Annotated in this window: 10 protein-coding genes and 1 riboswitch; all 10 genes read left to right on the top strand. The window is 57.4% G+C overall.

Annotation, left to right across the window (positions count from 1 at the left end; translation table 11 throughout):
* Positions 1-2 precede the first annotated feature (2 nt).
* Positions 3-1,073: a cyclic dehypoxanthinyl futalosine synthase gene (gene mqnC / locus DESAC_RS07020; protein WP_013706378.1), complete on the top strand. Its 1,071-nt coding sequence runs from the start codon at positions 3-5 to the stop codon at positions 1,071-1,073.
* Between the two features lie 40 nt (positions 1,074-1,113).
* Positions 1,114-1,989, top strand: a complete 876-nt coding sequence (locus DESAC_RS07015; protein WP_013706377.1) for an MTAP family purine nucleoside phosphorylase — start codon at positions 1,114-1,116, stop codon at positions 1,987-1,989.
* Positions 1,986-3,227: an amidohydrolase family protein gene (locus DESAC_RS15195; RefSeq protein WP_013706376.1), complete on the top strand. Its 1,242-nt coding sequence runs from the start codon at positions 1,986-1,988 to the stop codon at positions 3,225-3,227. The genes DESAC_RS07015 and DESAC_RS15195 overlap by 4 nt, the downstream gene beginning before the upstream one ends.
* A complete protein-coding gene (locus DESAC_RS07005) occupies positions 3,220-4,089 on the top strand; it encodes a menaquinone biosynthetic enzyme MqnA/MqnD family protein (RefSeq protein ID WP_013706375.1) in 870 nt (289 codons plus the stop codon). The genes DESAC_RS15195 and DESAC_RS07005 overlap by 8 nt, the downstream gene beginning before the upstream one ends.
* 21 nt (positions 4,090-4,110) lie before the next feature.
* Positions 4,111-5,580: a menaquinone biosynthesis decarboxylase gene (locus DESAC_RS07000; protein ID WP_013706374.1), complete on the top strand. Its 1,470-nt coding sequence runs from the start codon at positions 4,111-4,113 to the stop codon at positions 5,578-5,580.
* Between the two features lie 52 nt (positions 5,581-5,632).
* Complete coding sequence (locus tag DESAC_RS06995) at positions 5,633-6,472, top strand: UbiA-like polyprenyltransferase (RefSeq protein WP_218915714.1); 840 nt, start codon at positions 5,633-5,635, stop codon at positions 6,470-6,472.
* A 232-nt stretch (positions 6,473-6,704) separates the two neighbouring features.
* A complete protein-coding gene (locus tag DESAC_RS06990; protein WP_013706372.1) occupies positions 6,705-7,427 on the top strand; it encodes an outer membrane protein in 723 nt (240 codons plus the stop codon).
* A 581-nt stretch (positions 7,428-8,008) separates the two neighbouring features.
* Positions 8,009-9,190 carry an efflux RND transporter periplasmic adaptor subunit gene (locus DESAC_RS06985; protein ID WP_013706371.1) on the top strand — a complete coding sequence of 394 codons (1,182 nt, stop codon included), beginning with the start codon at positions 8,009-8,011 and terminating at the stop codon, positions 9,188-9,190.
* Entirely contained in the window at positions 9,187-12,315 is a 3,129-nt protein-coding gene (locus DESAC_RS06980; RefSeq protein ID WP_013706370.1) for an efflux RND transporter permease subunit, read from the top strand. Before DESAC_RS06985 ends, DESAC_RS06980 begins: the two co-directional genes overlap by 4 nt.
* A 300-nt stretch (positions 12,316-12,615) precedes the next feature.
* Positions 12,616-12,784: riboswitch (yybP-ykoY riboswitch) on the top strand.
* Entirely contained in the window at positions 12,752-13,330 is a 579-nt protein-coding gene (locus DESAC_RS06975) for a TMEM165/GDT1 family protein (RefSeq protein WP_013706369.1), read from the top strand. Its footprint overlaps the riboswitch before it by 33 nt.
* Positions 13,331-13,342: the final 12 nt, after the last annotated feature.

Raw genomic sequence — 13,342 nt, 5'->3', positions numbered from 1 at the left:
CTATGTCTCATTCGACTTCGGCCATCGAGGCCAAAATCACCTCCGGGGGGCGTCTCACCCTCACAGAAGCCCTGCCGCTCTGGGACCTGGATATCCTGACCCTGGGCCGCTGGGCCAACTATATACGCCGCCAGCGGCATCCCGAAACCTGGGTCAGCTATGTGGTAGACCGCAACATCAATTACACCAATATCTGCCTCTCCGGCTGCCGCTTCTGCGCCTTCTTCCGGCCACCCGGCCATCCCGAGGGATATGTCTTGCCCTGGCCGGAATTGACCCAAAAACTGGAAGAAACCCTGGCCCTGGGCGGCACCGGCGTCCTGCTGCAAGGCGGCCTCAATCCTGACCTGCCATTCGGATATTACAAGGAGCTGCTCCGTTTTATCCGGCGCTCGGGTCTGCATGTCCATGGCTTTTCGCCGCCGGAAATCACCTTTTTTGCCAAGACCTTTGGACTTACCATCGAGGAAGTAATAGTTCACCTCCGTGAGGCCGGCTTGGGGTCGATTCCCGGCGGTGGCGCCGAGATTCTGACCGACCGGGTGCGCCGGGCCCTGGCCCCGAGCAAATGCACTACCGAGGAATGGCTTACCGTCATGGAGACCGCCCACCGTCTTGGCCTGCGCACTACCGCCACCATGATGTTCGGCCACATTGAGACCCAGGCCGAGCGCCTGGAGCACCTCTGGCGCTTACGTGAGATCCAGGACCGCACCGGCGGCTTTATCGCCTTCATCCCCTGGAGCTATCAACCCGGCGGCACGGCTCTGGGTGGCGCCACAACGGACGTGGTGGATTATCTCAAAACCCTGGCTATTGCCCGAATCGTTTTGGACAATATTGCCAACCTGCAGGTCTCCTGGGTCACCCAGGGGGCCAAAGTGGCTCAGATTGCCTTGGAATTCGGGGCCAACGACTTCGGCTCAACCATGATCGAAGAGAACGTCGTCGCCGCCACCGGCGTCGGTTTCCGCCTCTCGCAACAGGAAATCGAACGGCAGATCGTATCGGCAGGATACGAACCGAAACAGCGGGATCACGTCTACCGGATAATGGCCCCAAGGCAACCATGAACAGGCGACTCCTACTATCCGCTTAAATACCAATGCAACGATGACTTATAATCCCCAGATAGCCATCATTGCCCGCGTCGGGGCTCACCAGGATTTCCTCAGGCAGGGTTTAGATGTGCGCCACTGCCAAACCTATGACACCCCCTTCGGCTGCAGCAATCCGGTGCATCTCTTTAAATATCAAGATATTGACTTTGCCGTGCTTTCAAGACATGGAGAGGACGGCTACCGCGTCTCTGCACCCTTCGTCAATGACCGGGCCAATTTATACGCCTTAAAAACCCTGGGGGTGGAGAAGATTCTGGCCTGGTGCGCCCCCGGAGCCATCAACGAAACCATGGCGCCGGGAGACCTGGTTGTCCCCCATGATATTTTGGATGAAGGTCAGCAACAACCGTACACCTTCTTTCCCCACCGGGGTTTGGGCTTTGTCCGCCAGAATCCGGTCTTCTGTCCCGAACTGCGGCAGGCGGTAATCCAAACCCTGCAAAACGGGCCTCTTCCCCTTCATCCGGCGGCGGTCTATACCGCCACCACCGGCCCCCGCCTGGAGACCCCGGCGGAAATCCGCAAATACCGGCTGTTGGGCGGCGACCTGGTGGGCATGACCCTGGTCCCGGAGGTCTTCCTGGCGCGAGAGCTGGAGTTGTGTTACACAGCCCTCTGTTACGTGGTCAATTATGCCGAGGGAGTAAAAGATCGACCTTATCAACCGGGCATCCTGTTTGAAGGGTTGGCCACGCCTGAGGAGATCAAACGGGTTCAGGCGGTGGAGGCGGCTTTGGGGGAATTGGCCCTGAAGCTCCTGCCGGGGTTGGCTGCAGCACCCCGCCAGTGCCCCTGCCCCTGGCTCATGGAACGGTACCGTCAGCGAGGCGATATCGGTACGGACTGGCGGCAGTGGTTCAGGTCATGAACAAGCCGTCGATCATAATCCATCAAGCCCGCTGGATAGTCCCGGTGACGGGACCGGTCATCGAAGCCGGGGCGGTGGCAATCGCCGACGGCCACATCCGCGCCGTGGGACCGGCCGCCGACCTGCGGCGGCAGCCCTGGGATGCCTGGGAGGACCATGGCGACGGGGCCATCATGCCGGCCCTGGTCAACGCTCACACCCACCTGGAACTGACTGCCCTACGGGGGCGGATTGCCGCCCAGGAGCGTTGGCAGGACTGGCTGAGCGCGGCCCTGGCGGAAATGGCCACCCTCACTCTTGAGGACCTGCAGGCCGGGGCGGCCGCCGGGATAGCGGAACTGCGTCGCTTCGGCACCGGCCTGGTGGCCGAAATCAGCAACACTGGCCTTAGCCTCCCGGCCCTTGCAAAAAGCGGCCTGGAGTTCTGTTACTTTTTCGAGTGCCTGGGCTTCGATCTTACCGGGGCGGGGCCGCTGGAGACTGGTTTCCCCATCTTTGCCGCCCCAGCGGCCCTAACTCTGACCAATTTCTCCGCTGCGGCGCACGCCCCCTATTCAGTCTCGGCCCCCCTCTGCCAGCGGATTGCCGCCTGGAACCGAAGCCATGGGCGCCCCAGCGCCGTGCATCTGGCCGAATCGAGGGAGGAGGAACGGTTTCTGCAGACAGGGGGCGGTTTTTTCCGGAGCCTCTTGATGCTGCGGGGCCGCTGGCGGCCCGATTTTCAGCCTCCTGGGGTCTCCCCGGCCCATTACCTGGATAGCCTGGGTTTCTTCGCCGGCCCCGCCCTGGCGGCCCATGGGGTATGGCTTGATGCAGCCGACCGAAAGCTTTTGGCTCGGCGGGGGGCCCGGGTAGTGCTCTGCCCCCGCTCGAACCTGTTTACCGGAACCGGGTTGCCAAATCTGACGGCTCTGGAGGCGGACGGCGTGCGGTTGGCCCTGGGCACCGACTCCCTGGCCTCCAACCATGACCTGAACCTGTTCCGGGAGCTGGAAGTGCTGCGGGAGCAGTTCCCGGCGGTGCCGCCGGGGCGGCTGGTGCGCCTGGCCACCCTAAACGGGGCCGCCGCCCTGGGCCGGGAGGCCGACTTGGGCAGCCTGGATCCCGGGAAACGGGCCGCTCTGCTCTTGGTGCCCGTGGACGCCGGGGCGGGAGATTTCTGGGATGCCTTGCTGGCCGCCGGTGCCATGGGGGAGGTGCGGTGGCTCAGCCCTCCCAAGGAGACTTGCCATGCCTGATCTACCCCGCCTGGGTCGGATTCGCTATATCAACGTGCTCCCCATCTACTACGCCATCGACCGGGCCATCTGCCCCAACGGCTTTCAGGTGGTCTCCGGCACCCCGGCGGAACTGAACGAGCAGATGCGGGGCGGTTTCCTGGAGGTGAGCGCCATCTCCAGCTACGAGTACGGCCGCCGCTTTCGGGACTACCTGCTGCTGCCGGAACTGTCCATCAGCACCGTGGGCGACGTGGGGAGCGTGCTGTTCTTCAGCCGCCTCCCTTTCCAGCGCCTCTCCGGCCGCGAGGTGGTGCTGAGCGCGGCCTCGGCCACCTCCGCCGCCCTGGTCAAGGTGGTGCTGGCGGAACTCTACGGGGCCCGGCCCCTGTGCCGCACCGGTGCGGTGACCGACCAGTTCGCGGACGGCGTCTGCGGCATGCTGGCCATCGGGGATGAAGCCCTGCGCCTGCGGGCCCGGGGCATCTACCCTTACTTCCTGGATCTGGGCCGGGCCTGGCACGACCTCACCGGCCTCCCCTTTGTCTTCGGAGTCTGGGCCGCCCGCCGCGATGTTTGGGAGCGCCAACCCGACCTGGTAACCTACCTCCACCGGACCCTGGTGTCCTCCAAACTCCAGGGCTGCAACGCCCTGAGCGATATCTGCCGCCAGGCCACGGCCCAGGTGAACCTCAGCGAAGCCGAACTGCTGGATTACTTTCAAAAATTAAAGTATGATCTGGACGCGGGCCAGCAGGAGGGCCTGACGGCTTTTTTCCGGTACTTGCACAGGTACGGGGACTTGCCGGAGATGCCAGAGTTGAGGTTTATTCCGGGAGGACAGGAAACAGCGTTCCCCGGCCCTCCCCCACAACTCATCTAATCCACAGAAAGGCGCAATTTTATGGGCTATGACAGCCTGCAGAAATTTATCAAGGTTTTGGAGAAGCAGGGGGAGTTGAGGCGCATTACGCAGCCCTTCAGTCCGCACTTGGAGATCACCGAGGTCACCGACCGGGTCTGCAAGCTGAAGGACGGCGGCCCGGCGCTGCTCTTCGAGAACGTGCCGGGTTACGACATGCCGGTGCTGATGAACGCCTTCGGCTCCATGAAGCGCATGTGCCTCTCCCTGGAGGTCAATGACCTGGAAGAAATCGCCGCCGACATCCTAAGTTTCCTGGAGGCCGAGGCGCCTAACACCCTGATGAAAAAACTCAAAATGATCCCTAAGTTGCGGCGGCTGGCCAACATCTTCCCAAAAACCGTCGGCCGGGCACCCTGCCAGGAGGTGGTGCTGCAGGGAGATGAGGTGGACCTGACCAAAATTCCGGTGCTCACCTGTTGGCCCCTGGATGGCGGGCCGTTCATCACGCTGCCGGTGGTCATCACCCACCACCCGGTGACGGGGAAGCGCAACGTGGGCATGTACCGGCTGCAGGTGTACGACAAGAATACCACCGGCATGCACTGGCATAAACACAAGGGCGGGGCGGCGCACTACCGGGCGGCGGAACACCGGCGGGAGAGACTCCCTGCGGCCGTGGCCATCGGCCCCGACCCGGCGGTAACCTACGCCGCCACTGCCCCCCTGCCCGACGATCTGGACGAAATGATCTTTGCCGGATTCCTGCGCCAGGAGCCGGTGGAATTGGTGCAATGCGTTGATGTCCCTTTATATGTTCCGGCGGCTTCCCAGATCGTGCTGGAAGGGTATATCGAACCGGGGGAGAGGCGCCGCGAGGGACCTTTCGGGGACCACACCGGCTACTACTCCCTGGCAGATGAGTACCCGGTTTTCCACGTCACCGCCCTGACCCGGCGGCGCGAGCCTGTCTATCCGGCCACCATCGTCGGCAAGCCCCCCATGGAAGACTGCTACCTGGCCAAGGCCACCGAACGCCTTTTCCTGCCGTTGATCAAAAAGACGCTGCCGGAGATCGTGGACATGAACCTGCCCATGGAAGGGGTGTTCCACAACCTGGCCTTCATCTCCATCGACAAGCGCTACCCCGGCCACGCCCGCAAGGTGATGCACGCCCTGTGGGGGCTGGGACAGATGATGTTCTGCAAGATGATCGTCATCTATGACAGGGAAGTGGACGTGCAGGACCTGGGGGCGGTGTTATGGCGGCTGGGAAACAATGTCGATCCCCGGCGGGACGTAGTCTTCGTGGACGGGCCGGTGGACGCTTTGGACCACGCCTCGCCACTGCCGCACTACGGTTCCAAGATGGGCATCGACGCCACCCGCAAGTGGCCGGAAGAGGGTTTTACCCGGGAATGGCCGGCAGTCATCGAGATGGACTCTGGCGTTAGAGAGAAGGTGGATAGAATTTGGGACCGTTTGGGATTAAATAATGACCGCAGCAGGTAACTTCGGGCATGCTTTAGAAGAAAGACCAAAATCTTCCCTATGGTGGCGAAAATTGCTTATTTTGCTCGAGATGATCAAGATCGAGCATACCGTCTTCGCCCTGCCGTTTGCCTTTATGGGGGCCTTGCTGGCCGCCCGGGGGCTTCCCACCGGCCGCCAGGCCTTTTTTATCCTCCTGGCTATGGTAGGGGCCCGGAGCACCGCTATGGCCTTTAACCGGCTGGTGGATCAGCGCTATGATGCCCTCAATCCCCGCACTGCCACCCGAGCCCTTCCCCAAGGGCTCATCAGCCGGAGGGCGACGATAATCTTCATCCTAGCCAGCGCCCTGCTCTTTTTCTTTGCCGCGGCACAACTAAACAATCTGGCCCTGCTGCTTTCCCCGGTGGCCCTGGCGGTGGTGCTCTTCTATTCCTACACCAAACGCTTTACCTGGGCCTCGCACCTGTTTTTGGGAGCGGCGCTGGCCATCGCCCCGGCGGCCGGCTGGATCGCGGTCCGGGGCGACATTACCGGCCTGCCGTTGCTATTGTCTCTGACAGTGCTCCTGTGGGTAGCCGGCTTTGATATCCTTTATTCCCTTCAGGATGAGGACTTTGACCGCACCGTGGGGCTGCATTCCCTGCCCTGCCGCCTCGGGCGCGCCAAGGCCATGCGGTTGGCGCTAATCTTTCATCTTGGAGCCGGTTTTGGCTTCATCCTGGTGGGATATCTGGCAGGTTTGGGGATGATCTTTTACATCGCCGCCGTTCTGGCCGGTCTCTTGCTCCTGGTGGAGCATACCTTGTTGTCCCCCCAGGATCTGTCGCGTCTCAATCACGCCTTTTTCACACTGAACGGTCTGGTTGGCCTCGTTTTGGGAATTGCGACACTCTTGAGCGTCTGGCCCTGAATCGGGAAAATTGCTAACTGTTTGCATTGAGGTTTTTTTCTACGCTCCTCAACTTTCTGCTTGACAATATCTTGACTTTCGCCGTAAAATGCCGATAAAGGAAATTGTTAGGGGAATAAGCTACGCTTAAGTGCAGGTTACCCTTGAGGAAGGAGGTGAAAGGCAACACAGAGCACCTTTAACTGAGTAGTATATTTATTTATTTGAGAACAACTAAATTAAGGGGGGAAACATGAAAAAGGGGAAAATGATCTGGCTGGCGGTAATTGCCGCCTTGGTCCTGGCGCCAACTCTGTGTTGGGCCGAAATGTATGTGGAAGGGTATATCGGCGGGGTCGCAGCCTCTAGCTCAAGCGGCGGTGTGTCGGTAAATGGCACCAATGTACCTGGTTTTGCGGGAAGGTATGACAACCCGTTTATCCTCGGAGGCTTGAAAGTCGGCACCTGGTTCGTCAAAGAAGGCTTCCTGGGTTACGATTACCCCGACTGGATGAAGTACTTGGGATTCCATCTGGATTTCAGCTACCATCGGCTGAACTTCTCCCGGCAGCTTATTAGCGGCACTGGTGTAACCATTGAATCCGAAGGTTATGCCGCCACCCTGGCCTTTATGTTTACCGGGCGATATGGTTTTCTGCCGGATCAAGATGTGCCGTTTGGACGGTTGCAGCCTTATATATCCGTCGGTCCTGGCATCCTCTTCTCAGGACAGAAAGCGACGGCTGGAACAGGGGCAGCTAGCATAGATACTCCTTCAAATTCCACCACTGATATTGCCCTCGTTGTCGATGCCGGTGTACGGTACTATGCATTGAAAAATGTCTCTCTGGATGCTTTTTACCGCTTCCGTTGGGCTGAACCCAAGTATAACTATACTGTTCTTGGAAACACTTTAGATGTAAAACCCGATTACCAGTTGCATTCCTTCCAGATCGGCGTGGCGTATCACTTCTAGGAAACTGGTCTACATATGAACCGAGGCGGCCATCCCAGGCCGCCTTTTTTATTGAGGCCTGAAAGCACGTCATTGGTAAGTAATCAGGAGGATATTCTCCTCAGCAGAGATTGATAGTGCTTGCCAATGAGGCTTTTGCAAAACTCTTGTTATAAGGTTATGGTCATTCTGAGCGTAGCGAAGAATCCAATATTTCTATAGGCTTAATATCCTTCACTTCGTGCAGGATGACACAAAAAGCTATTTTGCCAAAGGCTCCAACAATATCGTCTTTTTTGTCGGAGTGGGTCTCAGCCCCCCCATTACGATAGCCACCCTCAATCGATCAGAATTTGTACGAAGGATGCTGGTGCAGGGTTTCCAGCCGGCACGCTGATGCACAGGCCAGGAAGCCTATGCTACCAGTCATTTTCTCATATTTCGTTGTGCTCCTGAGAACATGATGACTTTTGGCAATCGCTAGATATTCCCCTAGGCCTGTCCCGAAACAAACTGTGTCCATAACAAATTAATTCTGCTATAGTATTTATCAAAAACCAAAAACTCAATAATCTATTTCCTGAAAGACTACCCCACGCTAAATGCAAAATCCGTATACTCTAAGCTATTGTTTTAAAGACCTTCGCTATCCGAAAAAATTATCCTTTTTTCTTATTGCTGCAGCTCTATCGCTTCTCCTGGCCGGCTGCAGTGGCAGCAAACCGGAGGCGCCGGCCCGACCACCAGCTCCCGTGACGGTTGCGACCGTAGTTCAAAAGACTATGCCGATGGTTTTGAAGGCGATCGGTAATGTAGAAGCATATTCCACTGTTCAGGTGAAGTCCCAGGTGGAGGGCCAGGTGGTTAGAGTTCACTTTCAAGAAGGCCAGGAGGTCAAAAAAGGCGAGTTGATGTTCACCATCGACCCGCGTCCCTTCGAAGCTCAGCTTCAACAGGCCTTGGCCAACCTGGCCCGGGATCAGGCCCTCCTGGAGAACGCCCGCCGGGATGCCCGGCGCTATGAAGCCCTAATCCGCCAGAATCTCGTCAGCACCGGTGAATATGAGCAGTATGCTACCAAGGCCGCCTCTCTCGAAGCCACGGTCAAGGCCGACGCCGCCGCGGTGGAGAACGCCCGCCTGAAACTGGAATACACCGCTATTAGCTCGCCTATCGACGGCAAGACCGGCGACATCCTGATCAACCAGGGCAATTTGGTAAAAGCCAACGATGAAAAGGCCATCCTGGTGGTCATCAATCAGATCGTCCCCATCTATGTCAACTTCACCCTGCCGGAGCAACACCTGCCGGAAGTCAAAAAATATATGAACCGGAGGCGCCTCCGGGTGGAGGTAGCCATCCCGCCAGCCGAACAATACTGCTCCTTTGGTGAACTGGTCTTTGTGGACAACAAAGTGGATCAGGCCACCGGCACCGTGCAATTAAAGGCCCTTTTCCAGAATCAGGATCGCACTCTCTGGCCGGGCCAATTTGTCAACGTCAGCCTGATCCTGACGGAGCAGCCCAATGCTCTGGTGATTCCCGCTCAGGCCCTACAGGTAGGGCAGCAGGGAAATTACGTTTACGTCATCATAGCGGATCGAACTGCAGAGGCCCGCCCTGTTGAACTTGACCGGACTGCAGACGGCTCTGCGGTTATCAAATCCGGTCTCAAATCCGGCGAAGAAGTCGTCATTGACGGCCAGCTACGGCTGTATCCGGGCGCCAAGGTGGAAATTCAAAACCCATCCCCGCCTGCCATCGGTCCGGAGCGCCCCTCGTGAATCTGGCCGAACCCTTTATCCGTCGGCCGGTGATGACCACCTTGGTCATGTTAGGCATCCTGTTGGCTGGCGTTATGGGTTACCGCGCTCTGCCGGTGAGTGAGCTCCCCAACGTTGATTTCCCTACCATCCAGGTAACGGCCTCCCTTCCCGGCGCCTCTCCCGAAACTATGGCTTCGGCCATCGCCACCCCCCTGGAAAAGCAGTTCGCCACCATCTCCGGGATCGATTCCATGACCTCCACCAGTGCCCTGGGACAGACCCGGATCACGGTGACCTTCGATCTCGACCGGGATATCGATGCCGCCGCCCTGGATATCCAGGCGGCCATTTCTCAAACCTTGGGACAGCTTCCCAAAGATATGCCCAGTCCGCCGACCTTCGCCAAGGTCAACCCGGCAGACTTTCCCATCCTCTATCTGGCCTTGAGCTCCCCTACCCTGCCGTTGTCCACTGTCGACGAATACGGCCAGACCTATATGTCGCAGCGCATCTCCATGATCAGCGGCGTAGCCCAGGTCTTGGTTTACGGGGCCCAGAAATATGCCGTGCGGGTCCAGATGGACCCATACGCCCTGGCCAGCCGGGGTATCGGCATCGATGAAGTGCAAAAAGCGGTGGCCGCCGGGAACGTTAATCTGCCTACCGGTACGATTGACAAGTCTGCCCAGGCCTTTACCATCAAGGCCACCGGCCAGCTCTTCGACGCGGCTGCCTTCCGCCCCCTGATCGTCGCCTACCGGCACGGCAAGCCGGTGCGGTTGAATGAAATCGGGCGGGTTGTTGACAGCGTCCAGACCGACCGGGTGGCCAGCTGGTATAACCGAACCCGGTCCGTGGTTTTGGCCATTAAACGCCAGCCTGGAACCAACACCGTGGAGGTGTCGGATAATGTTAAAAAGCTTCTGCCCAGTTTTCGGGCCCAACTACCGGCGGCTATCAGTCTGGACGTACTCTATGACCGGTCCCTCTCCATCCAGGAATCCATTCATGATGTCCAGTTCACTTTGATTCTCACCGTCTGTCTGGTTATCTTGGTCATCTTTCTGTTCCTACGCAATATCTCGGCCACGGTCATACCCAGCCTGGCTGTCCCCATGTCCATTATTGGCGCTTTTGCCGCCATGTACCTCCTGGGATTCAGCATTGATAATCTCTCACTCATGGCCCTGACCCTTAGCGTCGGTTTTGTCGTCGACGACGCCATTGTCATGCTGGAAAATATCGTCCGTCACCAGGAGATGGGTAAGGACAGATTAAACGCGACTTTTGCCGGTTCTCAGGAGATCGCCTTTACCATCCTATCTATGACCGTGTCGCTGGCCGCCGTCTTCATTCCGGTCCTCTTTATGGGCGGTGTTGTCGGGCGTCTCCTCAATGAGTTTGCCGTCACCATCTCGGTAGCTATCCTGATCTCCGGTTTTATCTCCCTTTCCCTCACGCCGATGCTCTGCGCCCGGTTTTTAAAGCCCCCGAAAGAACAGGGCCACGGCCGTTTCTACCAATTTTTCGAACGCATTTTCGACGGCATGCTGCGGCTCTACGACTGGAGCCTAAAAAAGGTCCTGAGGTATCGCCGCGCCACCATGGCTATTTTCTGGCTGATACTCCTCCTCACGGCCTACCTCTTCGTGACAATCCCCAAGGGCTTCCTCCCGGACCAGGACACCGGCCAGCTCTTCACCTTTACCGAAGGCCCGCAAGACACCTCTTTTGATAACATGGTGCGGCGCCAGAAGGAATTGGCTGCCATTATCGGCGGCGACCCGGCAGTGGCCTCCTATATGTCTTTTGTCGGGGCCGGCGGCACCAATATGACGGTCAACTCGGGAATTATTTTCTCTCGCCTGAAACCCCGAGAGGAGCGCCAACATGTCAATGAAGTTATCGCCAGGCTCAGACCCCAATTGGGCCAGATTACCGGCGTCAGGGCCTTCATGCAAGTGCCTCCTTCTATCCGGATCGGCGGTCAGTTGACTAAGAGTCCTTACCAATTTACTCTGCAGTCGGCTGATATGGCTGAACTCTATCGCTGGGCGGCTCGTTTGGAAGAAAAGATGCGTCAGGTGGAAGGACTCACAGACGTTAACAGTGACCTTCAACTTCATGGTCCGGAAATCCTCGTCTCTATCGACCGGGATAAGGCCTCGGCACTGGGGGTCAGCGCCGAACAACTGGAAAATGCCCTGGCCACCGCCTACGGCTCGCGCCAGGTCTCCACGATCTATACCCCCACAAATCAGTATTGGGTAATCATGGAAGTTCTCCCACAATATCAGATGGATCCGGCAGCTCTCGGTCTACTCTACGTACGCGCCGACACCGGACAACTGGTTCCTCTTGAGAGCGTGGCGCAATTGAGCCGCGGCGCTGGAGCGCTGACTATTAATCATGCCGGACAGATTCCCTCGGTAACCATTTCGTTCAATCTCAAACCCGGAGTGGCGCTGGGAGATGCAGTAGCCGAGATCAATAAGGTCGCTCAAGAACTCCCGGCTTCCATCACTACCAGTTTCCAGGGAACCGCCCAGGCCTTTCAATCTTCCCTGAAAGGGTTGGGAATCCTCCTGATAATGGCAATACTGGTCATTTACCTGGTGTTGGGTATTCTCTACGAAAGTTTTATTCATCCGGTGACAATCCTCTCCGGCCTCCCTTCGGCCGGCTTCGGAGCTTTAGTAACCCTCCTGCTCTTTAAAATGGACCTTAACCTCTATGCCTTTGTAGGCATCATTATGCTCATCGGCATCGTCAAGAAGAATGCCATTATGATGATCGACTTCGCCCTGGAGGCCCAGCGCCGCCACGGCAAATCACCCCATGATGCCATTTACGAGGGCTGTCTGCTGCGTTTCCGGCCCATCATGATGACCACCATGTCGGCCCTCTTTGGCACTCTACCCATCGCCCTGGGCATCGGCGCCGGCTCTGAAGCCCGGCAACCCCTCGGACTGGCCGTTGTCGGAGGCCTCCTTTTTTCCCAGGTGCTTACCCTGTATATCACCCCGGTAATTTACATTTATCTGGACAACTTTAATCGAAGGGTGAAGAACTGGCTCGGGCGGAACAGAAACGCATCCGAAAAAGCAGTCGCAAAAACCTCTGATGTGATAATCAGCCAGTAATGGCAGAGTTATACTGCTTGCCAATAATATAGTCTCTTTTTAGGGGTAGGTCTCGGACCCATTCCTACGATAGCTACCCTCAATCGGTCAGAACCTAGATGAAAAATGGTGGGGCAGGCCAGGAGGCCTAGGCCATCAATCATTCTTCCATTTTTTGTTGTGTTCCTGGGAACATAAGGACTTTTGGCAATCGCTCTAGCTCCCCCACTGCAAGCTGATGCACCAGACCGAAGGGGGAGTTGCCATCCTTACGAACTGATTCAAAAAAGTCTTGCCAAACACTTCATAATCCGTTATGCTCTCCTTAGCAGAGGGGAGTAGCTGCTCCGGACAACGTCAACATACTGGCAAAAGCCTGGCGTTGTCGGCAAGATCATGCTCAGCGAGACTTTTGCACCGATGGTGCAAAGGTCTTTTTTTTTCCCAGGAGTCTATCGTGGAGGGTTTTTGGTTATCACTCGGTTTGATTTTTTTGGCCGAATTGGGGGATAAAACCCAACTGGTGGCGTTGCTGCTCGCCACCCGCTTTAAGGCTTGGGTGGTGTTGGCCGGCATCTTAACAGCCACTCTACTGGTACACGCCTTTTCGGTCACCTTGGGGGGAGGCGCTGGCCACCTCCTGCCACCAGGGTGGATCTACGTTCTTTCCGGTTTGGCCTTCATCGGCTTCGGCTGGTGGACATTGCGGGGAGACTCCGTAGATGAAGATGAATATCAAAGCTGGTGCTACAATTCACCCTTTGTCATTGTGACGGTGACCTTCTTCATGGCAGAGTTGGGCGATAAGACCATGCTCTCCACCGTTACTCTGGCGGCCAGTCAAAATCTCATGCCCGTCTGGCTCGGTTCCAGTCTGGGAATGGTGCTATCGGATGCTTTGGCTATCTGGGCAGGCCAGATATTAGGTCAACGCCTGCCGGAACGCGCCTTAAAAATCGGCGCTGCGGTCATCTTTATCGCTTTTGGGCTGTTTTATATCATTTATGGGGCTGTTAATTTAGAGGCAGGCACTTAACAATGTTAAAAA

The organism is Desulfobacca acetoxidans DSM 11109, from assembly GCF_000195295.1.
Classification (GTDB): Bacteria; Desulfobacterota; Desulfobaccia; order Desulfobaccales; family Desulfobaccaceae; genus Desulfobacca; species Desulfobacca acetoxidans.
This window is presented reverse-complemented; position numbering and strand designations above follow the sequence as displayed.

Bases quoted from the DNA above. Each gene is read 5' to 3' on its own strand.
- mqnC (WP_013706378.1), top strand. From the start codon at position 3: ATGTCTCATTCGACTTCGGCCATCGAGGCCAAAATCACCTCCGGGGGG.
- DESAC_RS07015 (WP_013706377.1), top strand. From the start codon at position 1,114: ATGACTTATAATCCCCAGATAGCCATCATTGCCCGCGTCGGGGCTCAC.
- DESAC_RS15195 (WP_013706376.1), top strand. From the start codon at position 1,986: ATGAACAAGCCGTCGATCATAATCCATCAAGCCCGCTGGATAGTCCCG.
- DESAC_RS07005 (WP_013706375.1), top strand. From the start codon at position 3,220: ATGCCTGATCTACCCCGCCTGGGTCGGATTCGCTATATCAACGTGCTC.
- DESAC_RS07000 (WP_013706374.1), top strand. From the start codon at position 4,111: ATGGGCTATGACAGCCTGCAGAAATTTATCAAGGTTTTGGAGAAGCAG.
- DESAC_RS06990 (WP_013706372.1), top strand. From the start codon at position 6,705: ATGAAAAAGGGGAAAATGATCTGGCTGGCGGTAATTGCCGCCTTGGTC.
- DESAC_RS06985 (WP_013706371.1), top strand. From the start codon at position 8,009: ATGCAAAATCCGTATACTCTAAGCTATTGTTTTAAAGACCTTCGCTAT.